The 26,180-nt window shown below is 48.5% G+C and carries 21 protein-coding genes; all 21 read right to left on the bottom strand.

Annotated elements, in window-relative coordinates:
- Positions 1-111 precede the first annotated feature (111 nt).
- The 21 genes from AC58PV_RS28320 to AC58PV_RS28220 all read right to left on the bottom strand — a co-directional run bounded on the left by AC58PV_RS28320 (position 112) and on the right by AC58PV_RS28220 (position 26,168).
- On the bottom strand, positions 112-1,680 hold the full coding sequence (locus AC58PV_RS28320) for an extracellular solute-binding protein (RefSeq protein ID WP_497436085.1): 1,569 nt from the start codon (positions 1,678-1,680) through the stop codon (positions 112-114).
- A 125-nt stretch (positions 1,681-1,805) separates the two neighbouring features.
- Positions 1,806-2,687 (bottom strand): carbohydrate ABC transporter permease, encoded by an 882-nt coding sequence (locus tag AC58PV_RS28315; protein ID WP_068662080.1) that lies wholly within the window; start codon positions 2,685-2,687, stop codon positions 1,806-1,808.
- 15 nt (positions 2,688-2,702) lie between these two features.
- Entirely contained in the window at positions 2,703-3,662 is a 960-nt protein-coding gene (locus tag AC58PV_RS28310; RefSeq protein WP_497436083.1) for an ABC transporter permease, read from the bottom strand.
- 497 nt (positions 3,663-4,159) lie between these two features.
- Entirely contained in the window at positions 4,160-5,290 is a 1,131-nt protein-coding gene (locus AC58PV_RS28305; RefSeq protein ID WP_497436081.1) for a glycoside hydrolase family 88 protein, read from the bottom strand.
- A 99-nt stretch (positions 5,291-5,389) separates the two neighbouring features.
- Positions 5,390-6,889 carry a glycoside hydrolase family 32 protein gene (locus AC58PV_RS28300; RefSeq protein ID WP_497436080.1) on the bottom strand — a complete coding sequence of 500 codons (1,500 nt, stop codon included), beginning with the start codon at positions 6,887-6,889 and terminating at the stop codon, positions 5,390-5,392.
- Positions 6,886-7,869 (bottom strand): carbohydrate kinase family protein, encoded by a 984-nt coding sequence (locus AC58PV_RS28295; RefSeq protein WP_497436079.1) that lies wholly within the window; start codon positions 7,867-7,869, stop codon positions 6,886-6,888. The genes AC58PV_RS28300 and AC58PV_RS28295 overlap by 4 nt, the downstream gene beginning before the upstream one ends.
- Positions 7,870-7,902: 33 nt before the next feature.
- Positions 7,903-8,739 (bottom strand): carbohydrate ABC transporter permease, encoded by an 837-nt coding sequence (locus AC58PV_RS28290; protein WP_497436077.1) that lies wholly within the window; start codon positions 8,737-8,739, stop codon positions 7,903-7,905.
- Positions 8,740-8,758: 19 nt separating this feature from the next.
- Complete coding sequence (locus AC58PV_RS28285; RefSeq protein WP_497436076.1) at positions 8,759-9,691, bottom strand: carbohydrate ABC transporter permease; 933 nt, start codon at positions 9,689-9,691, stop codon at positions 8,759-8,761.
- 23 nt (positions 9,692-9,714) lie between these two features.
- A complete protein-coding gene (locus AC58PV_RS28280) occupies positions 9,715-11,562 on the bottom strand; it encodes a GH32 C-terminal domain-containing protein (RefSeq protein ID WP_497436075.1) in 1,848 nt (615 codons plus the stop codon).
- Between the two features lie 444 nt (positions 11,563-12,006).
- Positions 12,007-13,620 carry a response regulator transcription factor gene (locus AC58PV_RS28275; protein WP_497436074.1) on the bottom strand — a complete coding sequence of 538 codons (1,614 nt, stop codon included), beginning with the start codon at positions 13,618-13,620 and terminating at the stop codon, positions 12,007-12,009.
- An 8-nt stretch (positions 13,621-13,628) separates the two neighbouring features.
- On the bottom strand, positions 13,629-15,383 hold the full coding sequence (locus AC58PV_RS28270) for a sensor histidine kinase (protein WP_497436072.1): 1,755 nt from the start codon (positions 15,381-15,383) through the stop codon (positions 13,629-13,631).
- 137 nt (positions 15,384-15,520) lie between these two features.
- Positions 15,521-16,885, bottom strand: coding sequence for an ABC transporter substrate-binding protein (locus AC58PV_RS28265; RefSeq protein ID WP_497436071.1), 1,365 nt, complete (start codon positions 16,883-16,885; stop codon positions 15,521-15,523).
- A 492-nt stretch (positions 16,886-17,377) separates the two neighbouring features.
- The gene (locus AC58PV_RS28260; RefSeq protein ID WP_497436070.1) at positions 17,378-18,631 is read right to left on the bottom strand and encodes an MFS transporter; all 1,254 of its coding nucleotides are present in this window, start codon (positions 18,629-18,631) and stop codon (positions 17,378-17,380) included.
- A gap of 4 nt (positions 18,632-18,635) precedes the next feature.
- Complete coding sequence (locus tag AC58PV_RS28255; RefSeq protein WP_497436068.1) at positions 18,636-19,250, bottom strand: nitroreductase family protein; 615 nt, start codon at positions 19,248-19,250, stop codon at positions 18,636-18,638.
- Between the two features lie 33 nt (positions 19,251-19,283).
- Positions 19,284-20,336 carry an ABC transporter substrate-binding protein gene (locus AC58PV_RS28250; RefSeq protein ID WP_497436067.1) on the bottom strand — a complete coding sequence of 351 codons (1,053 nt, stop codon included), beginning with the start codon at positions 20,334-20,336 and terminating at the stop codon, positions 19,284-19,286.
- 47 nt (positions 20,337-20,383) lie between these two features.
- The gene (locus AC58PV_RS28245) at positions 20,384-20,719 is read right to left on the bottom strand and encodes a 4Fe-4S binding protein (protein ID WP_497436066.1); all 336 of its coding nucleotides are present in this window, start codon (positions 20,717-20,719) and stop codon (positions 20,384-20,386) included.
- On the bottom strand, positions 20,716-22,320 hold the full coding sequence (locus AC58PV_RS28240) for an FAD-dependent oxidoreductase (protein WP_497436064.1): 1,605 nt from the start codon (positions 22,318-22,320) through the stop codon (positions 20,716-20,718). Before AC58PV_RS28240 ends, AC58PV_RS28245 begins: the two co-directional genes overlap by 4 nt.
- 179 nt (positions 22,321-22,499) lie before the next feature.
- A complete protein-coding gene (locus AC58PV_RS28235; protein WP_497436063.1) occupies positions 22,500-22,841 on the bottom strand; it encodes a 4Fe-4S binding protein in 342 nt (113 codons plus the stop codon).
- Entirely contained in the window at positions 22,838-24,433 is a 1,596-nt protein-coding gene (locus tag AC58PV_RS28230) for an FAD-dependent oxidoreductase (protein WP_497436062.1), read from the bottom strand. Before AC58PV_RS28230 ends, AC58PV_RS28235 begins: the two co-directional genes overlap by 4 nt.
- A gap of 22 nt (positions 24,434-24,455) precedes the next feature.
- Positions 24,456-25,313, bottom strand: a complete 858-nt coding sequence (locus tag AC58PV_RS28225) for an ABC transporter permease (protein ID WP_497436061.1) — start codon at positions 25,311-25,313, stop codon at positions 24,456-24,458.
- A 42-nt stretch (positions 25,314-25,355) separates the two neighbouring features.
- Positions 25,356-26,168: an ABC transporter permease gene (locus AC58PV_RS28220; protein ID WP_497436060.1), complete on the bottom strand. Its 813-nt coding sequence runs from the start codon at positions 26,166-26,168 to the stop codon at positions 25,356-25,358.
- Between the last annotated feature and the right edge of the window lie 12 nt (positions 26,169-26,180).

Raw genomic sequence — 26,180 nt, 5'->3', positions numbered from 1 at the left:
CATCCTTCCTTCAATTACATCCATCATTCATAAAAGAGGACCCATCTGAGCAAGTATCCTACCAGCTTCAGATGGGCATGTGTCAAGTCATGCGACTACCTTACGACTACCTTACTTCTTGCGGTTAGCGTTATACCAGTCCGTCAATTCCTTAATTGCTTTGTCTCCACCTTGTTTCTTCCAGTTCGCTACATACTCATCAAAGTAGTCCAGCGGCTTCTCGCCAAGAATAATTTTGGCTGCAGCTTCCTGGAAGGAACCTTTATAACCAAGATCTGCGTTCTTCGTCAACGTTTCTGAAGGCGGCATACCTGCCGTTGGATTCGGGATACCTTCTTTACGGGACGTTTCGATCGTTTGAATCAGCTTGTTGTACGCTTCATCGTTATTGATCAATACTTTCTGAGCTTGCTCATGGAAACCATGCATTTGGAATACAGCAGAACGCCATTTCAAATCAGGATCTTTGTCTGCATTGTACTTAAGTGCTGTACCTTCTTTGGTATACGATTGACCTTCAATACCTAGCTCCGTGAACAATTGTCCTTCTTCCGAAACGAGCCAATCGAACATTTTGACAACAGCCTCAGGATTTTTCGTATCTTTGTGCACGACAAATGTTTTCAGAACAGGCTTCTCAACACGTCCCAGTTTCCCATCGTAACCTTCACCTCTTGGTGTCGGAATGCTTAGTACGTTAGGTTTTTTGTCAGGAAGCAACTTGCTAAGCTCTTTTTGCCAAGGATCCCATGCGCCAAATACAACGTGATTCCACGAACCTACGAGGTCGGACTTAATTTTTTGATCCCAAATCGCCCGTGTATTCGTCAAGAATTCCGTATCGATCAACTTCTCTTTGTACATTGTGTTGAGCATGCCCAGCGCTTTTTTCATATTCGGGTTCACATAACCAGGCATAACCTCGTTATTGTAGAGACTGTTGGAGTCCAGATTCACACCGTACATGCCAAAAATGTTATCCGCCCACTCGAATTTCTCACGGGAAGCAAAAGGAATCTCATCCTTCTTGCCATTGCCGTTCGGGTCTTTATCACGGAAAGCACGCAGCATATCCAGGAACTCAGCAGATGTCTTCGGTTCCTTAATGCCCAGCTTATCCATCCAATCCTTACGCACATAAATGACACGTTCCGCTGGTGCATTCCCTTGTGCTAATTGTGGGATCGCAAGGATTTTGCCATTCAGCGTAACTGCATCCCAAGCGGACTGCGGAATGTTTTTCTTCAAATTCGGTCCATATTTATCGATTAAAGGCTTCAAATCCATCGCTAGACCATTGATAACAAGATCAGAGGTCTCAATGCCCCAAACCATGTGAACGTTGGGAATATCACCGGAAGCGAACTTCAATTTCAGCTGATCCATGTAGTTTTCATGCGGGAGGAAGGTGATGTTTAGATCTGTATTTGTTTTTTGAGCGAGATACTTAACGGTAGCTAGATCCATTGACTTTCCTGCCGGAATCTGTTGGGCGTTATTGGAGACGAAAATGCTAATTTTCTCTGGTGCAGCCGGCGTCGTGCTTTGACTTGCAGCAGGTGTCACTGGAGCCTGTGTCGTTGCAGTCGTGGAGCCCTTATCTGAGGAACAGGCAACTGTTGCACCTGCAAGACATACCATACATACAAGCGTAACCATTTGTTTCATCTTTACTTTCATCGAATAGACCCTCCCTAGTTTCTTCATTATAGTGTAGTTCGTTTCTCATATACATCTGGGCATTACTGGAATACGCCACATCACCTCTTTCATGGAATCGGGTCGACGCTCATTTATACCTCCCCTTATTCCTTAACTGAACCTAACAGTGCACCTTTAATGAAATGCTTTTGTAAAAATGGATAAACAATGATAATCGGAAGCGTAGCAATGACAATCGTCGCCATTTGCAACCCCTGTGGGGTTACTGCCGTGGAAAGCTCCAAAATGGACTGGCCTCCAGCAGAATCCATATCAAATTGTGAAATGAGCTTATAGAGATACAATTGCAGGGGCTGCAGCTCGCGATCGGTGATATACAATAGGGGTCCTAAATAGTTGTTCCAATGCCCTACCGCGTAGAATAGAATCAGGGTCACATTAATCGGCATAGATAATGGCGCTACGATTCGCCACACGATGTTGTACTCGGACATGCCATCCACTCGTGCTGCTTCAAAAAGTTCTTCCGGAATCGACCTCATGAAGGTAATGCACAGCATCATATTGAACGCGCTCAGCGCACCTGGGATAATGAGTGACCAGATACTGTTGAGCAGGCCTAAGCTTTTGATCAAAATGTACATCGGCACCATCGGCGCCTGAAAAATCATCGTGAAGATGATGAAAAGCAGAATCGCTTTGCGGCCGCCTAGCCACCCTTTGGATAGCGGATAGGAAGTAAGAATCGTAAGCGCCATGTTGATGGCCGTTCCAATCAATACAATCTGAATCGTGACCCCGAACGACCTCCAGAACACCGCATTGCGGATGACAAAGTCATAGTTGTGAAGATTGAAGCCAACTGGCCAAAGTGACACTTCGGAGTGGATAATCGCTTCATTGGAGCTAAAAGAGCCCGCAATGACATTCATTAGTGGAATGGCAACTGCCGCACAAAACAGTAATAAGAGAAGTGCATTCGCTGAGTCAAAAGCGATTTCACCTGGTGTTCGTTTAATTTTCATCGTCGTATCGCCCCTTTAATATAGCCCTTCACCGGTTGTCCATTTACTCACACGGTTCGCAATGACGAGTAAGATAAAACCAATAACCGATTTGAACAATCCGATGGCTGTCGTAATACTGTACTGACCTTGCAGAATACCTGCCCGATAGGTGTATGTATCCAATACATCCCCCGTCTCGAACGTTGCCGGATTAAGAAATTGATAAATTTGCTCGAAGCCTGAATCCATGATGTGTCCCATTTTCAGCATGAGCAGAATCATGATGGCCGGCAGCAAGCCTGGGATCGAGATATGTAAGAACTGCTTCCAACGGTTTGCGCCATCCATCCTCGCCGCTTCATATAAGGAAGGGTTAATGCCCGCAAGCGCAGCGATGAAAATAATGGCGTTCCAGCCCATCTCCTTCCAGATGCCTGAGAAAATAATGATAGAACGGAAGTATTCCGGCTTCTGAAGATAAGCAACAGTATCACCGCCGAAGGAGGAAATGACATGATTGACGAGCCCTTGTGTCGGTGACAGCAACATGTATGTCAGTCCGAACACGATCGTCCATGATAAAAAGTGCGGTAAATACAGCACGGTTTGCGTAATTCGCTTGAACGCCATCGATCGCACTTCATTGAGCATAATTGCCAGTAGGATCGGCAACGGAAAAGCGAACACAATTTGATATAAACTAATTAACAGCGTGTTTCGTAACAATCGTCCGAACTTGTCATACGTGAATAGTTGATGAAACCATTTGAACCCCACCCATTCACTTCCTGTGAAGCCTTTGAAAATGTTGTAGTCCTGAAAGGCGATAAAACTCGCCAAAAGTGGAACATACTTGAACACAAGGAAATACAGCAGTCCAGGAATCAGCATGATATAGAATGCTCGATGCTGCAGGACGTATTTCCACCAACCTTTCTTCTTCGTTGCACTGGTTGACCGCCGGACAACCTCATTGACAGTAGCGGATTTCATCTGCTCTCACCTACACTATCTATTTGTCTTATGTGTTAATTATAGGTTTCAAGGCACGGGACCAACAATGAGGGCGGATGTCGATTTACTGTAGTAAAAGTCTTTTTATGGGGATGGTTATCTAGCTAATTCTTGCTATCTGAATCACTTATTTGCCAACTTTACCCCTAGGTACCACCACGCTGACCCTTTTCATGACTCGCCACGCAGAGGAACCATCGTTATTGAAATAAATGGAAAATATGTAGTTAATTCTCTTCGATTTGCCCGTTTATACAATATAGATGGAAATTATGTAGCTAATTTTGCCCAAAACGACAGTTTCAACAGGTAGGGTGCTAATTAACTGGAGGAAATACAGTTATTGGTGTCAACGGACGGATTGGCGTGAAATTAGATGTAGAAAATCCAGTTAATGTTGTGCTGAACGCAAAAAAGAGCTGCCCTCAGCAGCAAATAGCCGCTGAAAGACAACTCTTTTAACCAATGAACCAAACTTACCAGAACAACTCGCCATGCCCGAGCAATCGGGAAAGACCCTCTACGAAATAGTAGTCGCCGTAGATGAGCGGCACGTCGATGTTTTTGCCTTCTGGGTAGTGGCTTGTACCATGCGTGACTAACCCTTCTTCGGTTTCGGAATCCCACGCACCGTAGTTCGTGTAGAGTGAGTGCAAGATCCGCTCTCCAGCTTCGCGATAGAGGGATGCCTCTTGACCGTTCACCTGCTCTGCGATCAGGAGCAGACCGCAAGCCGCACACGCGCCAGCCGAGGAGTCGCGATACGCTGGAATGCCATCCGGCAAGCGGAAATCCCAATGTGGCACATGATCTTCTGGCAGGTTTGCCAAGAAGAAATGCGCAGCACTCTTCGCCGCATGCAAGTACTTCTCATCACCCGTGTACTTGTAGCTGAGGCTCATACCGTAAATCGCCCACGCGGTTCCACGCGACCAGGCCGATTCAGGTGCAAAACCTTGCCCACCGTTCACGGAAAGCTTCTCGCCTGTGTGCGGATCAAAAATCACGATATGATTCACCGATCCATCGGGACGAATAAAGTGCTCGGCCGCCATGTCGGCATGTCTTATCGCGATTTCTTTAAATCGCGGGTCGCCTGTAGTCAGCGTAGCCCAGTGCAGCAGCGGCAAGTTCATCATGCAGTCGATAATTGCCCAGCCTGCGTTGTCTTCGCCTTCGCGCCAAGGATTCCACGCGCGAATGTAGCTGCCTTTCACGTTGAAACGCGCAGCCAGCAGATTCGCCGCGAGCAAGGCCCGGCGCTTGGAATCATCTGCGCCTGTCAATTTGTAGCGTGCGACACTCGTCAGCGTCCACATGAAACCGATATCGTGATCCAGACGATAGTAGTCTGTTACAACTTGATCCAACTGTAGTTCGCAGGATTCAGCCAACTGCTTCAGGCTTTCATCTTTCGTGTCCCGATACAACAGCCACAGCAAACCAGGCCAGAAGCCCGCTGTCCACCATGAAGCTGGCTCCAGCTTATATTCGCCACCCACACTGGCGTGCGGAAACCCATCACCAATGCGTTTACTTGTTTTGTCCACTTTCGTTACGGTTTGTGCCCATGCTTCTTGAGCCCAACCCTTCTGAATTGCCGTCATATGTAACACTCCTCACCAGGTTTGTTGAAACGTTTAACCTATTATACCACCTGGCTTCGCGGAATGCTCGCTTGTTTAAAATTGGTTTTTCTGTTGTATCTACAATGACAACTTCCATGCCTCCAAGCTTTCTAAACAAGCATCACCATGCCTTGTAAAAAGCTTAACTCCTGAATTTCCACTATCTGGATAAATCCGATTCGTTACCGTTTTCACCCCGTTATTCGCGAACAGCTCCAACGAAGATCGATCCACGAACAGATGCAGCTTGATGGTCCTATCTTCCAACGGTACAACTTGTACTTCGCTCACACCCGTTTCACCTGAACCTGCGTGTGTCCGATCAACGCGAAGTATATGCTCCGCAACCGAGTACGACACTTCCGTGTACGCAGAGCCATCCTCTGAGCAGCGAACGAGAAGTCCAAACACGGCCTCCGCGTCAGATTCCTTCGTGTTAAACACAGCAATCAGTTCTAACTGGTCACCTACAATGCTTGTTAAAGATACATTCGTATCTGCAGAAATCACCTGTCGCTTGACACGCTCCCCGCCATTCCTCAGCGCCGCCAATTCCGCCACAGGCTGCATGCGCAGCGTGCCATCCTCTGCCAGTGTCAATTCTCGCGGCAAGGTAAAAGCGCCCATCCAGCCATCCACTTGCTCTGGCATCAGAGCACCCCAAATGTTCATCCAGCCCAGCAGGATGCGTCGTCCCTGTCCATCCACCAACGTTTGCGGCGCATAGAAATCATACCCATAATCCAACCGTTCGGCATATTGGTAATCGAATTTGCCTGTCTCGTAGCTTAATTGGCCTGTAAGGTACAACGTCTTGGTAGTTCCCATGTTCATCGGGGAAATAATAAGCACATGATGATCCCCCTCACCGAGTGGAAATAAATCAGGACACTCCCACATATCGCCCATGGTGCCGTTACTCTCTGCTGCAATCCCGAGATAGCGCCATGTGAGCAAATCAGAGGACGTGTACATCAGCACTTTCCCCATGCCGTTCTTGCCATAACCAACAACCATGTACCACTGTCCATCATGCTGCCAAACCTTCGGATCACGGAAGCCGAACCCGCCTTCCTCAGGTGCTTCACCAATAACAGGATTAGCCCCTGATTTGTTAAAAGCAACCCCGTCCGTACTGGTCGCGAGACACTGAACCTCCGTCGGCGTACGTCCATCAACATGCCCTGTGTAGACTAATGTCAGAACACCGTTATCATCGACTGCACTGCCTGACCAACAGCCATAACCACCTGTTTCCCCGCTATCATAGTCTTCAGAAGGCGCCAACGCGATCGGCAGATGCTCCCAGTGAAGCATATCCTTGCTTTTGGCATGCCCCCAATGCATCGGCCCCCATTTCGGCTCATATGGATAATGCTGATAAAATACATGATACTCCCCGTTCCAATAAATAAGCCCATTCGGATCATTCATCCAGCCCGCTGGTGGCATGAGGTGATAGCCTAACCTGAATGTATCCTCCGTGACAAGCTCGGCAGCCTTGTTTAACGCTTGATTCGCTTGTTCCACGCGTTCCATGTGAAGTTCCTGACTTTCACTCTCTAGCCGCTGACTCATCCTAGCTCCCCCTCCCTATCTCCATCCCGCATCAACGCGTGAATCTCTTCCAATGTACCCAGCGACGAAATCGCACCATTCCGAGTCGTCGCCAAAGCTCCCGCCGCATTCGCAAAGCGCAATGCCAACCGAAGCTCCTCTTCACTCCACGATAGCAACGGTTTCCCCTTTTCTAACACGCCATATAATAAGGCCCCGAAAAACGCGTCGCCAGCACCAGTCGTATCTATCGCACGAACAGAAAAGCTTTCTACCTTGCCCCACCAATCCTTTAACTGATAAAAAGTACCTGCCTTTCCTGCTGTGACCAGGAGCAAGGTAATCCTATGCTGTTCAACTAGTTTTCTCGCTGCCTTTTCTATATCTTGCTCCGCTGTCAAGAAGATAAGCTCCTCTTCTGAAACCTTTACTACGTCTGCAAGGCTCAAACCAACGCGGATTACTTCCAACGCATGTGCCTCATACCGCCACAATGAAGCACGCCAATTCGGGTCATAGGAAATAAGTGCTCTCTCCTCCTGTGCAAGCTGGACAGCCTTGATGGTAGCCGTATACGCAGGCTCCGCCGTCATTGAAATCGAGCCAAAATGGAAAATCCGTGTCTCCTTCAGCATGGCAAGATTCAACTCATCCGCTCTCAAAAGCTGATCAGCACCGGGATTCCTTGCGAAATGAAACGATCTATCTCCATCCGCATCCAGCTGAACGAAAGCCATCGTCGTATGTGCTTCGTCCGTCTTGACTAGGCCCCGATCGGACACGCCGATTTCGAGTAACGCTTCACGTAAATACGCACCGAACGGGTCTCTGCCCACCTTCCCGATGAACCCCGCTTTCTTGCCGAGCTTCGCCAACGCAGCGACCACATTCACGGGCGCTCCTCCTGGGTTGCGCTCAAACAATGGCTGCCCCGCTTCGGATCGACCACACGGCGTGAAGTCAATCAAATACTCCCCAAGTGAAACCACATCATAGTTCATGCCCTTAGCTCCTTTCTTTTTACCCTCAACCATTTACCCCTTAATGCCCGACATTGTAATTCCTTGAATATAGTATCGCTGCAGAAATAGAAACAGCACAAGAATCGGTACGGTAGACAACGTATTTGCTGCCAAAACCTTCGACCAATCCGTCCCCTCATTCGAGGAAAACGTAGAGATCCCGACTTGGATCATCTGCATCTTCTGATCATTGATCACAATGAGCGGCCACAAATAGGAGTCCCAGTTTCCTAGAAAAGTCATCAGTCCGAGCGTAATTAGCGCAGGTACAGCCGCCGGCAGCACGATTGCTACAAAAGTACGGGACAAACTCGCTCCGTCAATGCGAGCAGCCTCCATCATTTCGTTCGGAACCTCCGCGAAAAATTGCCGCAGCATAAAGATGCCGAACACGGACAGCATCGAAGGAATGATAAGTGCTTTATACGAATTGAGCCAACCCAAATCATGCATCAGCAAATAGTTAGGCACGAGTGTTACTTCGCCTGGGATGATCATCGCGGACATAAATAGAGCAAATGCAATCGTTTTAAATGGAAATTGGAGCTTCGCAAACGCAAATGCTGCCATCGAATTAATGATTAGCACCAGCGCTGTTACGATGGAAGCCACGAATAATGTATTCCAGATGTAGCGTAAGAAAGGATTTCGCGTATTGAAAATGACATTATGGAAGTTCTTCCATGTCCATTCTACGGGGACTAGTAAGTGAATATTCAGCGATGTATATTTGAATAGCTCCTGATAGGGTCGAAAAGCGCCTGTAACCATCCATAGGATAGGAGCGACAGATATCAGAGCAATTACGATCATGACGATCATCGTTACGACGTTTGTTAGCCTCTTCACAGCGAATCCCTCCTCGTAGTTAGTCTGTGTCTTTGTTAAAAAGCTTCATTTGAATCAGCGAAATCGTCAATACAATCGCGAACAGTACAAACGCCGCCGCCGTCGCATATCCCATCCTCATTTGCGTGAATGCCTGCTTATAAATATAGAAAACAACCGTTTCCGTTGAACTATTGGGGCCGCCATTAGTCAGTACGAAGACTAAGCCCGAGAGCTTGATCGCATCGATTGTCGTCATGATGACCACGAAGGCCATTGTCCGATTCAACAGTGGAAGCGTGATTTTAACAAATTGCCTAATTCGAGATGCGCCATCCACTCTAGCCGCTTCATAGAGATCGGGTGAGATATTGTTCAAGCCTGCCAGGAAAATAATCATGAAAAAACCGGCGCCCTTCCATATGCCGAGCACGATAATACCGTTCATCGCTGTTTTCGGATCAGATAGGAAGCTTGTAACCGGCATGTGCAGCGCTTTGAGCACACTGTTCAGGAGGCCAAACTCTTTGTTATAAATGAGCTTAAAAACCGTTGCCGCCACCGCCGTCGAAATAATAACAGGGATAAAATAAAGCGTTCGAAACAGCCCTGCTGTTGCCGTTTTCTTCTGAATCAATAGGGCTAGCCCTAAGGCAATGCTCGTTTGGATCGGAATCACAATCAGTGCAAAATAAAAGGAATGCTTCAAGCTATTAAAAAAGGCGCGATCCTTCATAAGCTGCACATAGTTGTCCATGCCGACGAACACGTCGCCAGCGCCGACTAACGAATAGTTTTTGAAACTAATCAGAAAAGCTTGCAGCATGGGATAGAATACGAAGACAAGCAGCAAGGCTATTGCTGGGAATATAAACCAGAAGGCAGTAGCTTGCTCATGCTTGCGAAAGCTTTGCGATTTTTTCATGCTTGAACGAACCTTATTCATTGTTTCCATCGTTTCAACAGTAGCCATAATCACTTCTCCATTCACATCTGTCATTTGCCATCAAAAACATATACTTGGAGACTCGACATGACTGTCCCGTCCTGGCTAGTCGCTTTGATTTCAGCCTGCCCGGACTTGACGCCTTTCACCGTTGCCCCTTCGTCATCCACTGAAACGGATGCAATTCCTTCATCGCTAGATGTCCATTGCAGCTCCTGAGATGCGCTCAAAGGAATAACAGATGCTTCGATATACTGGCTGCTATTCACCGCTACATCAAGCGTGGTCTTGTTTAAGACAACCCTTATTGGGATTGTGCCATCCACATCTTCCTTCCGCCAAACCGTCCCCATCGGATAAAACAAGGCTTTTCCCAACGTCACATTGCCTTCGGTTGCGGTCAGTTCGAGTCGATTGCTCGTAGGATCAGGGAAGATCAGGCTAGAGACAACAGCCTCGCCATCGTTGGCAAATACCTCCAAACTAGCCTCATCCACGAAAAACTGAAGTTTGAGCTTCCCGTTCTTAAGCTTCAGCGGTGCCGATACTTGTTCAGCGAAGCCTTTCTCGAACGAGGTGATACCTGAGTTGGTTCTGTCTATCGTTAGCTGTTCCGCCCCAGCATCGTAACTGACGATCGTTGCCTGATCGGTTCCTTTACGAAGGTGGAACTCTACTTGACTATTCGGCTGAACGGTAAGCTCCGAGATTAGCTCATAAGATGTTCCTTTTATCGCGTCAAAAGGATTAACCCCCACTGCTAACTGCTGCCTCTTCACCGTAACTTCTTTGCCGCGCAGCGACTGCAATTCTTCGATCGGCTCCTGAATCAAGCGTATACCTTGATCAGGAATATTCCTCAGTCTCAGCTCGCGCGGGATGGACATATTCCCCTTCCAAGCCCCCGTCGGCATCGCAAACGGATAGCGCCAGTTCGACATCCAGCCTAACCAAATGCGTCGGCCATCCTTAACCGGAATATCCGAATAGGAAACTGCGGCATAGAAATCCTTTCCATAATCCGTCCACAAGACATCGGAAGCTGGGTTATCATTCTTAAACGTGTGACCGTCGAACGTTCCGACGAAGTATTGAGCCGTGGAGCCTTTGGTCGTATTATTGCTGCCAATGCTGACGGCTAACACCCATTTCTTCGTTTTGGTGCCCTCTACAGGTAGCTCAAATAAGTCCGGACATTCCCAAACCGCGGCATGCGAGCCCTGATCGCTTCCGAACTCACTAGCGAGCTTCCATGCTTTCAGGTCAGGTGATGTATAGAATTGAACGCGATTATCCACAGACACCACCATCACCCAAGATTTCGTTTGCTCGTGCCAGATCACTTTGGGGTCTCGGAAATCTTTCAAGCCAGGATTCGGGATTACTGGATTCCCTTCATATTTGGTCCATGTGCGGCCTTTATCTGTGCTATAAGCAATACTTTGCGATTGTAGGCCGCCTTTGAAATGTGTAAAAATCGCAACCAAGCCCGATTTTCCTCCAAAGAAGCCACTCGTATCCTTGGTATCCACAACCGCGCTGCCCGACCAGATTTCACCGAGCGAATCCCGCGACAAAGCAACCGGAAGGTGCTCCCAGTGAATCAAATCTCGACTTACTGCATGGCCCCATTGACCACTATTTTGATAGAATTGATGATACTCTCCTTCAAAATACACCATCCCATTCGGGTCACTTAGATTACCTGACGCCGGCGATAAGTGATACTGCGGACGAAACTTTTCCGTATAATAAGTCGGATCCTTCGCGTAAGAGAAAACCGATCCCTCTGCGGAGTCCGTCGATTTGCTACCACCAGCTACCAAAACCGTCACCCCCCAACTCAGAAGTATGATCACAGCGCTACACGCCACCCATAATCCAAAATTCTTCCGCATGGTTCCTCCCTCTACTCGCTGTCTATTATGATGTATCGTTATTATACCGAGTCAGCGAATAGAAGGATTTCAATATCATTGGGAGTTTGCTTTTAAAATGATTTGTAGAGACGTTCCCCGTCCTCGCTCACCCCTGTTAGCGCTGTTTTTTAGACGGCTTGGCGCACCCCCGATCACTAACTGGAAAACCTCCCGTTATTTTTCTGATTTCAGCTGGAATCTATAGAATAACTGGAAAATAGGTAGGTAATTTTAGCGTTTCTGCTGTTTCTGGAACAATTACTTGAAATTAACTGTATTTTTTACAGTTACTTCTATAAAATCGAGGATTCTCGCGGAATTACCTGTATGTTTTCCTGTTATTTTTGTGCAAGCAGCTCTTGACTTAGCTAGACAACAAAAAGCCCCAAAGCCATACACTTACATGGCTTTGAGGGCTTTTTACTAATCACTCACTCGTAATTCCTCCCGATACTCCTTCGGTCCCTTTCCATAAAACTTCTTAAAAGCCGTACTAAAATAGCTCGAACTAGAGTACCCCACCAATGTAGCAATATCCGTTAGTTTGAGCTCACTTTCTTTGAGCAAATCCGCAGCCCGACTCAAACGCAACCTCGTGACATAGTCACTAAAAGTCACACCCACACTCATCTTAAACAACCCAGATAAGTACGTTTCATTAATATGAAACATCTCGGCCAAAGAGGCCAGCGTAAGCTCATAGGAAAAGTTCTCATTCACATAGTTGCGAATGGCTTCCATCATTTGCTGACCACTGGAGAACCTGGTTTTCCTCACTTCTTCCATGACCAGCCGAGCCATGTCGTGCAGCTGTTCGAGCACCTGCTCTCGGGAAGAGTAGTCTCTCACCGTCATCTGGCAGTTCCAGAGATAACTCTGCAGAGACATGTCTCCAAGCTCGAATTTCTTAGCAATAGCATTAAACAAGAGAATAATACGCAAGGTTAAAAAAGTGAACACAAACATCGGCGTATCTCGATCCACAGAGAAAATAACTTGTAATCCCTTGGTAAAAGCAGGCATATCAAGATTTTCAATGGTTTGCATCAGCTTTCTCTCCACTTCCGGTGTAAAGCTGTGCGTCATGGCTAGCACATTTCGATCCGGCTCAGTTTTATCGTGATGAATCGTGCCTTGACTCCAGGCGAGCATACTTGATGCGTAGCCATCCTTCAGCTGCCTCAAACCATGGATAGGCTCGCCAATACCGAACACACTATCTACTTTGAGGTAGCTTTGGATATCCCGCTTCAGCTTTCGCACGAAGTCAGCCAACAAGCGGTCATGCTCGGTATTTTCAACCCGAATGACGAAATGAATGATCGCAGGGTGACTCATCGCGTAGAATGGATAGATGTGCTCACATTTCTCGGCGGACTCCCGGCATAACATCTGAAAAGCTAAGTACAGCAAGTCTTTCCGCTCATTCCAATCATCCAAGCGTCCTTGTGGAATGCGCATCTCTACGGTTACAAATTGAGCATGAACATTGTCACCAGCTAGAGCCGATAACTGTAACTGCGCCATTCGCTCCTTCATGGTGGACACGCTGAACCATTCATCCTTCACCAGTTGCCATAGAAGCTGCTCTTGCATCAGCACAAGCTGTTGATGGTTTTTGATCTCCTCTTGATCTTGCTCCCGCAAGCGGTTGCGATCTTCTTCCAACTCCGCGGCAAGCTTGCCAAGAAGTGCGGTCAGCTCACTGCGAACCACAGGTTTGAGCAAATAATCCCTCACCCCAAGCTGAATCGCAGCCTTCATATATTCAAAATCCGAGTAGCCAGAGAGCACAACAATTCGAAGTGCGGGGTATTTTTCCTTGCAAGCGCTAACGAAAGAAATCCCATCCATTTGCGGCATGCGAACGTCTGTAATTACAACATCCGGCAGCGGATGTACCTCCAGAAGCTGCAGCGCTTCCAGACCGTTAGCCGCTTCCTGCGCAATTTCGTACCCAGCGGATGTCCAATCAATTTTGGCTTTAATGCTATTTCGAACGCCGACCTCATCATCAATCAGCATGATTCTGTACATCTGGGTTGTCAGCTCCTTATCAGCGGCAGGATCAGGTTGATTTCCGTCCCCTCACCAAGCTTGGAATGCAGCTCTAAATGAAATTGCTCACCATAATTCAATCGACAGCGGGATAACACATTGCGAAGCCCGATGCTCTGCCCCTCGGTACTGAGGATTGCTACAGGATTACCAATCTTGATCTCTTCCCGTAGATTTCGAACCAATTTCGAAGACATCCCAATGCCATTATCCTTCACCGAGATTACCAATTTATCCTCAAACAGCTTCGTCTTTATGGTAACCCGCGCAACGCCATCCTTCTCTAAGCTATACTTCACCGCATTTTCTACCAGTGGTTGAATGATAAATTTGGCGATCATAAAATGAGCAGCCGCTGGATCTTCTTCGATCACAATATGCAATCGCTCCTCGTGCCTCAAATGAAGGATGAACAAATAATCCCGGATATACGCCATTTCTTCTGCTACTCGAACCAAATCACTACCCAGGTTAAGCGAGTATCTCATCATTTTGCCCAAAGCTTCCGTCGCATCCATCACAAGGTCTTCCCGCTTCATCGCCGCCAGACCACTAATGATTTCAAGCGTATTATTATAAAAATGCGGATTGATCTGCAGCAGCAGTGCTTTGTACTCGGCATTTTTCCTATGCAAGTTCGTCTCGAACTCCGTCTCGATCAAATAGCGCAGCCGATGGGTCATCTGCTCGAAAACCCTTATCACATAGTTCACTTCACTATGGCCCTGGCCAACCTTCGGCATCACATGCAGTGCCTGATGAAACTCCCCTCGCTCTACATGCTTCATAGCTCTCCCCATCACACTCAGCGGCTTGGTAATACCTGCGGACAGCCAAAAGGCTGCCATTATCGCAACGATTAGCAACAAAATGCTAACAACAAGCATCGTTTGACGAATGTGTGTGATTTTCTCATACAATTCAGACACTGGCACACTCCCGATAATCGTCCAATTCTGAGCGGGCAGCTTGCGGAAAAAGAGTAGATTCGTCTCTCCTTTCGCCTTCATTGGGAAAATCCCACTGCCATCCTCTTCGAAACTTGCATCGATATACTGAATCCCCCTCTTCAGCATATCCCCGTCATCCGTCAGATTTTGATCCAGCACACTGTTGCCCTCGTGCGTCAACAAAACGACCTTCCCCGTCTTCCCCACATGGATCTTTTCAATGGCATTGCGAAGCAGGGTTGTCGGATAATTCACTTTGATGAATCCCATATTCTTAAGTGATTGCAGCTGTACAAGCGGAAAAAGAAAGCTATTAATCGAACGCGCCCTCATAAATTCGTCCGACTGATCGACATCTTTGTGTGCCGTCGTCCAACGTTTACTATCATTTGTAAAATCCTGAAACCACGCGCTGTTCTTGTAGGTTCTGTCCTGCGCCCACACACCGCCGGCATCCTCGACGAACGCACTAATGGAAATACCGCTGGAGTTGTTCACCCCATAGGAGGAGAAATACGCCCGCAATCGTTGCTTCGCGAGCACTCGTTCCTGAATGGTGCTATCCGGATTCAACTGCACGGTCAACCACTCCTGCGTCGTTCGGGAGCTCATCACCTGATTGCCCGTATCCTCAACTTGCGTAAGCAACGTCCCCACATGCGAGGCAAACTGCTCAATCGTTTGAGATGTGGAAGCTTCGATCGACGACTTGATTGACTCCGTCGCTTCCTCACTAAGGATATAGGCCAAAGTGGCAAAAGGGAGAAGCAGTAGAACCGAGAAAACCGCCATCAAACGGCTCCTCAATGAGAAAAACATGATATCCCCCCGTTATATCTGATTCTTTCTATCATACCTTCGGGCCGTCTGACGAAACAACGACAAAGAGACGATCATCGAAATGATTCGTCTCACATATCAGGAACGGCTTACTTCTTCTGCTGTGCTAGGACATCTGCGTACGCTTTATCGATTGTCGTAACGGCCTCTGCGATAGACGCATCAATGTTTCTTTTGCCGATCGTGACATCCTCAAACATTTTGTTCACAGCATCTGACATTTGCGGGAAGATCGGCGTGATTGGGCGCGGTCTGCCATACTTCTGATTCTGAATAACGAAGATGTTCTTCGGATACTCATTCAGCTCTGGGAACGCTTTTGCAGAAGAATAACGGGATGGGATATCTTTCGTCATACCTGCATACGTTTTCTGACCTTCTTCACCCGTTACCCAGTTGATAAACTTCCAAGCTTCATCTGGATGCTTACTCTTCCCTGAAATACCGAGGGCCCAACTGCCATTGGCGACCGCTTGCGCTGTTCCTTTTGGCAATGGAGCAATATCATAGTCTTCACCCAACTTGAAATTAGGGAATTTCTCCTTCAAATTAGCCAAGGACCACGAGCCGTCAATCGTAATCGCCAGCTTGCCGTTCGGGAACGGATCCGGTGGGTACTCCAGTGCAGATACTTTATCTTTGTTGTACAAATCCGAGAAGAACTGTACGGCTTTTTTCGTTTGCGGGGAATCAAGGTAGCCTTTGGACGTTTTACCGTCCGGGCTCATGATCTCGCCACCTAACTGCCAAATGATGGGATACTTGAAATACGCTGTACCTCCTGCGTTACCAAATCCCTGCGCTGGATCGATACCGAAGATGCCGTTCGTTGGATCGTTCACCTTCTTGGCGGCTTCCAAGACTTGATCCCATGTCCACGGTTCATCTGGGTTTTTGGAAGGAAGCGTAATGCCTTTCGCTTGGAAAAGCTTCTTATTATAGAACATCGCAATCGAAGACTCGGTCAGCGGTGCCATATAGATTTCATTTTGATACGTATACGTAGCTAATGTTGATTTCGGAATATCATCCATATTGCCATCTGCCTTGAAATATGATGTCAACGGCTTAAGCGCTCCCGCGTTCGCATACGAACCAACAGTTGGTGCGTCAAGGGCCATGATGTCTGGCGGACTTCCGGAAGCGATGGACACACGCAATTTCGTGTCATAATCCGAGTAGGGAATCGGTGTCATTTCCACGGAAATATTCGGATGCTTTTGCATAAAAGAGGCTACTAACTTGTCGTACGCTGCATTCTCTGTATCATTCCCCGAGTTTCTCCAGAACGTGAGCTTTACTTTCTCTTCTTTTTTCACTGCTGTGTCTGTTTGGCTCGGTGCTGATGAGGGAGATGTGCTTGCCGCGTTTCCATTATCACTTTGCGAAGAACATCCCGCCAACAAACCACCAACTACGATAGCGCTTACGACTGTTTGACTGAGCTTTTTCATACGATTGTTGCCCCTCTCATTACTCTTTGTTGTTCTTGACATCATCTTATCAAAGGGGATGAAACATTAAATTCAAAATGCTCTGCTTCTAACTTATAAAATTATCATGCCTTGGCGGGAATGTAAAAGGGATGTAGGACGGGATTTCAGACGGTGTTGGGGGCGTTTGTAGGTTCGGAGGGACACGTAAGTAACAATTTTATATTAACTGGAAAATATGTAGCTATTTATGAGAAATTCCTTCGAAAACTCGATTTAACTGGAAAATATGTAGTTAAAATCATCTCTATATGTTCAAATTAGCTAAACTATATTAAATTAACTGCATATTTTCCATTTATTAAGTATTTTATCAAAAAAAACCAAGATATACCTGTATAAAATCCATCTATTTGACTGGGGCACCTTATATTTACGATACATATAGCCTCCTTATCATGAACTTATACATTCTTATGCGGCAAAAAACGAGCCCAATGGGCTCGCTTCGTTTTAATTTGTAGTTGTCGACACGCGCGTCACCGTTTGAGTCACTTCCATCTCTGCCTTCCGCGATTGGTAGCTTCCAATCCGAAATGCTTGCCAGCAACTAATGCCAAAGACGAGCATAGCAGCAATAAACCAGCCACGAATACCGAAATGAGCGACGATCACGCCACCAAGAAGCGGTCCGGTTAGGCAGCCAAGGAACATCCATGAGTTCACCATGGCGAAGGTCTGTCCCTCCAGCCCTTTGCGGACTAAGCCCCGCACCTGGGCTTGAATGTTGGGCATCATGCCCGCTACACACAGGCCGAGCGTGAACCGGCACGCCAGGATAAGCGGATACAGGTGCGTCACAGCCTGCACGATACAGAGGAGAAACGCGGTGCTGGTCGCTATTTTGAGCAACACCAAAGGTCCTACGCGATCGGAGAGCATGCCCAGCAAAGGGGAGAATACGATAACGGCGAGAGACGTCGCCGATAAGGTGATGCCGAGCAGCCATTGATCGTTGAGAAAGGTGAGCGTATGCGTGGATTGCCGCACATAGTAGGGGATAATTGGATTCGTCCCGACTAGCGCGAAATTGATGCATAGGGCACTAAGCAGCAGCGAGGGGAGCGGCTTCATCCGCCAGATGATCTTCCAGTCCGAAAGCAGCGTGCTCCGTTCACTTTTAGAAACAACGGGTGCACGTGGGCCTTCTTTGACAAAGCAAAGTACGCTGATGGTCGCCAGCATAATGCACACACTCATAGCGGGATACGCACCCCGTACGGAGTAAAATGTAAGTAAAGAGGATGCAATCAATGGTCCGATTAGCGAACCGGTCTCGCCCATCATTTGCATGGTGCCAGCCGAAACGCCAACCTTATTCTTGGCAGCTCCAATCAAGATCAGCACCATGGTGAATGGCAGGATGCCAGTGAAGCACCCTTGTGCCAATCGCAGCAGCGCCAACTGCCAAGGCTCTGTAGCCAGTGACATGCAAGCCGTTACAAGGGTCATCCCAAAGCCGGACCATAGCATCACAGGCTTACGCCCGTAACGATCACCGATGCGCCCAAGGAAAGGCATGAGCAGCATCATAATCATGAAATTGGCCGAGAAGATGGCGCCTGACCATATGTAAAGCGAATCCCCGCTTATATGCCCAATATCCTGAAGGAAGCTGGGCAAAAGGGGAACGAACATGCCGTGTGCGGTCGATACGAGCAATTGTACAGAGAGCAAGGCTGCAAACTGTCGATTCCACGAATCCATCGAACTAGAACGAGCCTTCGATGATACTCTCGTTCAATGCGCGGCGTCCATTCGGCAGCTCGCGCTGCTGAAAGTCCTCAGGCAACGTTTCAGGTGCTCCACGGTAGCCTAGAGCAATTACGGCATGAAGCTCATACTCCGCCGGAATTTGGAGTACTTCCCGTGCCTGCTCTCTCTCGTAACCACCAACAGCGCGCGTCGCTAGACCTAACAAATGCGCTTGAAAAGCAATGGATGCCCAAGCGGCACCTGCATCGAACGCATGCGCACCACTAGGTTCACCATCTTGACGGAACTTGTTAGACAGGATCAGCAATAGCACAGGCGCATGATCCGTCCACAAGCGGTTGTTCGGCTTAATAAACGATTGAAACTTCTGTTTCTGCTCTTCTGTGTGGGCGACTACGAAGCGCCACGGCTGCAGATTGGAACTGGAAGGCGCCCAACGGGCAGCCTCCAGTATCGTATACAAGGTTTCTTGTGTTACTTCCTTCTCTTCAAAAGCTCGCGACGACCAACGATTAAGAAACAGCGAATGTACAGGATAATCGGCCTTACGATTCGCCTCTACTTCGGGCGTTAAACCAGCTTGATTATCTACTTGCGTGGAGACCGTCATGACATCATTTCCTTCCGAGTAGGCGTGTCGCCTTTATTTAAGTAACCACTGATTCAGGTCGAAATCCTTCTCGGCCAACTTCTCTTCAACCAAGAATTTCTTCGTTCCATCCAGCAGCTTCACACCATCATCTTTAAAATTAACCTCTTTAATCGTCTCAATTGGTGTAACTTTCTTGTTTAATTCCGGTGTGAACCCATTTAACTGCGATAAGAATTGGTAATATTCATCCGGTTTGGATTGTAAATCCTTGAGCGCTTTCTCCCTAGCTGCATTCCACACCTTCGGGAAATCAGGGAATTTCTTCAGGTAGTCCTCGGAGACAACCGTAATGCTGCCACCGATTAAATTCGGATGCTTGGTCGCATCATCAATTAATGGGAATCCATTTTCAATTTGTTTCAAAGCGAAGATCGCACTGTTCGTCATCGCGTCCACTTCGCCACGAGACAACGCTGCTTCACCATCAGGACGCAGCATATGGATGAACTTCACGTCGGGCACATTCTGTTCCTTCACAAGGCCGGCAATATAGCGGTGCATGAAGGAGCCTTTTTGAATCGCGATCGTTTTACCCTTCAAATCAGCAAGCGTTGTTGGGCCACCTTTTTTACCAATCAAGTAACCGATATTGTCAGTTGAATTCTGGGTAATCGCTCTCGTCTTCGCTCCAGTCGAACGAGCAAGGATTGCCGGCGTGTCGCCCAAGCTGCCGAAATCCAATCTGCCGCTGATTAACGACTCGCTTTGGTCAGGTCCGTTCGGGAACGCAACTGGCTTAACCTCGGTGATACCGTATTTCTTGAGTTCCTCTTGGATAATCCCTTTATATAGGCCCCAACCCTCTGCGCCACCTGGAAAATTCAGCTTGTTCGTGCCAATGTAGCCGTAATTGATCACTGCTGGTGGTTGCACCTTGGCGGCTCCGCCACTTGTCGCTGCAGCACTAGCACCAGCTGTCTTGGTGCCTCCATCTGCATTGCCGCAAGCCGCTAAGAAAGCGACCATGGCTGTTAAAGTTATAACCAAATGTGTGGTACGGAAAAGTCCGATTCCCCTTTTACCCTGCTTCTGTCTCTCTAACATCTTTCATTCTCCTTTCAAGTTAGCCACACAATGGGTACATACTGCCCTTACCCGATGGAAGTTATTTTCGATAATTCATACATATAGGGATGTTCAGCAACGGGCTTACGCCCTTTCCCCCAGCCGACCTTCTCCCGATAACCGCCAAACAATCCTTGTTCATCGAGGATTTCTTCGCTCACGAACGACGGCCCTTCAGCATCAGGCGCCACATAAAGCGCATCTGCTGGGCAATACAGCTCACACATGAAGCAGGTTTGGCAATCACTTTGCCGAGCAATGACAGGAATCCCATTTTCCACGCGATCGAATACATTCGTCGGACATACCGACACGCAGAGGTTACATTCTACGCATTTGGACTCGCTGACTAACTCTATCATGGTGTAACAGCCTCCTTGTTCACTTCAGCCTTTTGCGTCCAGACCTTATCCAGCCCTCCGCTAATCAAACGATACCCTTGCGCTGCATCAATTTCAGGGAAATCTTCCCGCTTGTGCATGCCTCTCGTTTCGGTACGCTCGCGTGCCGTGTTGTACATCAGGCGGGCTGTTGCTGTCATAGCCGCTGCCTCGCGATGACGAACACCTGCGATATCAAGCGTCGTCACACGTTCACGCAAATCGTTCCAAAGTCCATCCAGACGAGTGATTGAGCCTTCCAACCCTTTCTGCGTACGGAACAAATTGCGGTCATACGGTGTGACTTCCTCTTGTACGGCTTGTATGGCTTCGCCTGTTTTGCTTAAAATTTGACCCGATCCCGACTTCGTAAAGGTTGTCGTTGAGACACTTTTCAGCTGGCGATTCGTCGCTTTATCTCCAAGATCCTTGGCGAATTTGGCAGCACCTTCCCCTGCAAATGAACCAGAAGACATCGCCCAAGCCGCGTTATGGCTGCCGCCTCCGGTGAAACCTCCGCAGATCAGCTCACGTGTCGCTGCATCGCCAGCCGCATATAAGCCTGGGACGATAGTTGCACACTGCTCATCCACGATGCGAATACCGCCAGTTCCACGTACCGTGCCTTCTAAGCGGAGGGTAACAGGGAATTTATCTTTGAACGGATCGATGCCCAGTCGGTCGAACGGCAGGAAGAAATTCGTTTGATTCACACGCAGTAAGGGACGAATCTCTTCCGGCGCTTGATCCAAGCTAGCGTAAACTTGACGACCTTGCAGCAAATTCCGCGCTATGATCGAGCGGCCGCGTTGTGAACCTGCACCCTCTACAATGGATCCATCTTCGTAGTAGAAGGAGGCGTAGCGGTAATAGGCTGTTTTGGTTACGGACGAGAAGGTCGGGCAGATTGCATAGGCATTCGAGAATTCCATTCCCGAGAAGTCAGCGCCGGCTTCAGCAGCCAGTAAATAGCCATCCCCAGTCAACACGTTCGTACCTAAGGCTTTGCTCAGAAATGCGCAACCACCTGTCGCGATCACTACTGCTCCTGCATGAACCGTCCAAGTCTGCCCGCTCTGCGTTCTCACGCCGGTTGCACCGCCAACACCATGCTCATCGGCAAGCAATTCGAGCACGGGACTGTGGTCGAGGATGCGTACGCCGGCTTTTTGAACCAATTTGCGCATCAGCTTCATGTATTCAGGCCCTTGCAGACCACGTTTATACGGATCGCCAATATCATCCTTCGGAAACGGATATCCCAAGGAGCCTAGCTTATTCATGTTCGCATAGGTCTGATCGAGCACCCGATTCATCCAAGGAATTTCCGCCAGCTTGCCGCCTAATAAATAGCGACTCGCTCTAGCTTCTTCGCGCAGCTTTTCGTCAGGCTTCACGTACCACACTCCCGTACCGGATGGTGCTGTTGCTCCACTCGTTCCGCAATAGCCTTTGTCCACCAAGATTACCTTGGAGCCATTCGTTGCCGCTGTTAAAGCCGCCCATGTTCCCGCTGGACCTCCACCAATGACCAACACATCTGCAGTAAGACGCAAATCATTCTCTTCCAAAACCTTTGCCATCTCTATGACCTCCTCTAAAATGAAAATAAAAAGAGGCATCCCTTTATGTAGGAATGCCTCCGTGTGTACGGTTGGACAGGATATTCAGTTATATTACGACAAAACCAAGTTGTTTACTATGATTAAACACATAGTAGCACCGTATTTCAATGCCGTCAACCCTATTTATTAAGATCAACTTATCGTTTTGAGGGTAAAATGCGATCAATAAACGGGGTTGTATCCAACTCCGCCAACGTTGTTCGCCCTTTGCCCCAGCCGAGTGTTTCTCGCCAGCTGCCGAGCAGATTGGCCTCAACCAACTCCGCTTCCGTCGGCACTTTCTCCAAGGGAGAGTCAAATGGAGATACATATAGGGCATCTACGGGGCAATAGGCCTCGCAAATAAAACAAGTCTGGCAATCTTCCTGCCTTGCTATGCTCGGAATACCATCCAGTCCTTTATCAAATACATTAGTCGGACACACCTTCACGCAAAGCGTACAACCCACGCACCGTTCCGTACTTACGAATTCAATCATCGTGCTGCAACCTCCTGATCCGCCGTCTGCTCTTTGCGCAGCACAATCTCCTCAATTCCGGAGAGAATCAGGCGGTACTGCTGCGCAGGGTCTGTATCCGGGTACTCCTCCAGCGAATGCAAGCCCCGCGTCTCCTTGCGTGCGAGCGCAGCGGTGTACATCCACCTCGCGGTCGCGATCATCGCCGCGACCTCACGTGCCCGAACCCGACCCTGCACCGTCGGGTTCACGGCTGCCCCCCGCAAGCTCGCCCACAGATCGTCCAATCGCGCCAGCGATTGACGGATCACGGGCTCACTGCGGAAATAATTGATGTCCAGCGGGAAGACCTCCCGCTGGACGGCCTCAACCAAGCCCCCCGCATCGAGGATGCGATCGGGGGCTGCCCCAGGATCGACCAGGCCGTAGCGGCCTGCTGGTCGCAAATCTCTAGCGCTGCGCCCCAGCGTCAGCGCATGCTTCGCAGCACCGGCACCTGCCCAGGTGCCGGAAGAGATGGCCCAGGAGGCGTTGAACGCGCCTCCGCCCGACTTCGCACCCGTGACGCGTTCACGGGTGGCCGCATCGCCGGCGGCATATAGGCCCGGTACCGTTGATGCGCAGCTCTCATCGGTGAGGCGGATGCCGCCCGTCCCGCGGACGGTTCCCTCATAGCGAAGCGTGAGCGGGAACCGCTCTGTGAAGGGATCGATGCCTGCGCGATCCAGCGGCACGAAGAAAATCGCGTGCGATTTGCGCAGGATTTGCTGCTTCTCTTCCGTATCCGCATGGTTAAGCACCGCGTAGACTGGGCCTTTGCTCAGCATCGTAGGCAGGAAATCGCCTGCTCTCGGACCACCGCCTTGCAGCACCGTGCCATCCTCCGAGGTATAGGTAGCCCAGTTCAGCAAACGACCACGGGTTACCGTGCCGAAGGCTGCGCTAGGCGCATACTGACGTGTGAATTCCATCCCGGAAAGCTCTGCTCCGATCTCCGTTGCCATCAGGGTTCCCTCTCCGGTAAGGACATTACACCCCAAGCCTTTGCTTAGAAAAGCGCATCCGCCAGTTGCAATCACGACGGCATTCGCTCGGATTTCCCATTCGGAATCATCCAAACGTGAGATACCTCTAGCTCCACCAACCCCATGCTCATCAACGAGTAGCTCAAGAGCTGGCGATTGATCCAGAATCTTCACACCTGCACGACTAACCTGTCTACGCATGATTTTCATATACTCTGGTCCTTGCAAGTGATCCCGCAAAGGAACTCCTTGCTCATCACGGCGAAAAGGGTAGCCCCACTTCTCTACTAGCAGCAAGCTTTCATATACTTGATCAAGTACGCGGTGAATCCAGGCAGGCTCTGCCAAATACCCACTTTCCTTGTATCTCTGTTGTACTGCCTTCTCTCTAAGTTCAGGATCTGGCGGCAGATACAATAAATTCGTACCTCCCGGAGCAGTAGCTCCGCTGGATCCTAAAAATCCTTTGTCTACAAGGATAACCTTCGCATGTTGCTGGGCTGCACTCCAAGCTGCCCAAGCACCGGCGGGACCTCCACCGATAACTAAGACATCGGCTACTAATTTCGTAATTTTGCCCGAGCTCATCGCTACCCCTCCTTGATATAACCTACCCCTGGAAGCTGTCACGCCAGCTTAGCCATCTTCTTTCTAGCCAACGCACAAGTGAATCAACGAGTTTACCAATCACCGCAAAAATAATGACCCCAACGAAAATAAGCTCAGCGCTTGAATTTTGTTTGCCGTAATTGATAAGGAAGCCGATCCCTTCCTGCGAACCGATCAATTCTGCTACGACAAGACCCAGCCAAGAAATAGCTACAGATAAGCGTAAGCCTAAGAGAATGCCAGGCAAGGCAGCAGGGAGGATCAAGCGGAAAATTTGCTTCGATTTGCTGAAATTCAGCACTTTAGCAACCTCGAATAGTTTGTGATCCACATTTCGAATGCCGAGAAAGGTATAGATATACATAGGGAAAAAGGCACCATTCGCTATGATCACAATTTTCGATACCTCGCCAAATCCGAACCAAAGAATAATTAACGGCGCAATGGCAAGATGCGGAATCATGCGCAGCATTTGAAACGAAGGATCGAGCATGAACTCCAACTTTTGAACAAATCCAACAAGAAACCCGAAAAACAGCCCGATAGTTCCACCAATTAGAAAGCCGATAACGGCGCGTTGTAAGGAAATTGTTAAGTGCTGAGTCAACTCGCCCGAAGCGATTAAAGAACGAAATTCAGCAGCAATTTGTAATGGTGTGGGTAAGAAGGATGGCGAGAATACCCCCAAATCCCCAGATACTTGCCATATGACAAGGAGTAATAAGGGCACGATCCCGCCGATAACGAAATCGTTCACTTTCTCCCACAACCATTTGATACGAACCAACTCTAGCTTCTGCCCCTTCGATTTCCCTATTCCTTGCGTGGCTTGACTTAGTGTCTCGACACGATTGCTCATCCCTTCTCCCCCTTAGCTTTATGCTGTAGATAGTGGTAGTGATTAGTTCCCTTTATAACTGTCTTGCCAGCTAAGCCATTTGCGTTCAAGCAGCCTCACCGCAGAGTCCGCCACGATACCGAAAACGGCAAATATGAGAATTCCAACGAACACAACAGGTGTCTTGGAAAATTGCCGTGCATCCGACATCATATACCCGATTCCTGCGGTTGATCCCATTAATTCAGCTACAACAAGTCCAAGCCATGACACGCCTAATGAAATTCGAACGCCTAGTAAAATATGAGGCAGCGCTCCAGGAATCGTTAATCGGATGACTTGTTTCCATCGGCTAAACCCTAACACACGTGTCACATCGAATAGCTTGTTATCCACGCCTCGAATACCCAAGAAAGCATTAATATAAAGTGGAAAAAAAGCCCCTTTGGCAATGAGTAGAATTTTGGCCGTCTCGCCAATACCAAACCACAAAATGAATAAGGGCGCGATTGCTAAATGCGGCACCATGCGCAGCATTTGGACCGTAGGATCTAGCGCTTTCTCCGTTCTACGAAATAAACCAACCAGAATACCGAAGGCAAGACCCAACGAGCCACCGAGGACGAAACCTGTCAGTGCCCGCAACACACTAATTTTAATATTGTCATAGAGCTCACCCGTTTGAATGAGTCGAATCCCTGCGTTAATAATGCGAAGCGGCGTTGGAAACAGCAAAGATGAAATCACGCCTAAATGACCTAGTAGTTGCCAGGCCAACAGTACAAGTAACGGTACCAAAGCACCAAGCAGCACGCGATGTAATCGTTGCTTGTTTCTCTGTTGATCGACGCCTGCCAAATGTCCTTGTTGACTCATTTCGAGCTCCCC

It is taken from the genome of Paenibacillus sp. J22FR83, assembly GCF_059691955.1.
This window is presented reverse-complemented; position numbering and strand designations above follow the sequence as displayed.